The sequence below is a fragment of the Bradyrhizobium erythrophlei genome (assembly GCF_042430365.1).
Lineage (GTDB): Bacteria > Pseudomonadota > Alphaproteobacteria > Rhizobiales > Xanthobacteraceae > Bradyrhizobium > Bradyrhizobium erythrophlei.
In genome coordinates this window covers 1-556 of sequence record NZ_JBHMET010000186.1, presented here as the reverse complement: position 1 = coordinate 556, position 556 = coordinate 1, and the positions used below count along the sequence as shown (strand labels likewise).

The following is a 556-nucleotide window of genomic DNA, read 5'->3' as shown; positions in this document are numbered from 1 at the left end:
GGCCGGCAGAATGGCGGTGCCGTAATGCGCCGCCATGTCGGCGTAGCTGCGGTTGATCTGCGGATCGTAGAGGCAGGCCTTGATCACCGCGACCTTGGTGTTGTCCGGCACCAGCAGCGCCGGCACGCCACCGATCGCCTCGAAGGCGCCGACGTGGCCGCTGATCCAGTCGGCGAGCCCCTGCGTCCAGGTCGCCTGCGCGTAGGTGAAGCTCGATGCGCCGAGCACCGCGACGAAGATCTGCGCGGTGCGCCGTTCGCCGGTGAACCGGTCGACCACCACCGGCACGCCGTCGCCGGCATAGTCGACGAACAGCTTGTCGCCGGCGGCATGCGACTGGCGCATCGTCACCGACAGCCGGCCTTCCCAGGCCCGGTAGAGCTCGCAGAAGCGGGAATAGCGATACCCGCCGGGTTCGCCCGCGATGTACTCCTCCCACAGAATCGACAGCGTCACGTGCTTGCGCTTGAGCTCGCGATGCACCGCCGCCCAGTCCGGCTCGGCCTGCCGCCGCTGGCCCCGCCGGGTGCCCGGACCGGCTCCGGCGCTGGCGAAC

General features: G+C 70.3%; 1 protein-coding gene. It reads right to left on the bottom strand.

Annotated features, from left to right (window positions below):
• On the bottom strand, positions 1-556 hold a 556-nt coding region (gene istA / locus ACFFWD_RS26385; RefSeq protein ID WP_376970107.1), incomplete at both ends, for an IS21 family transposase.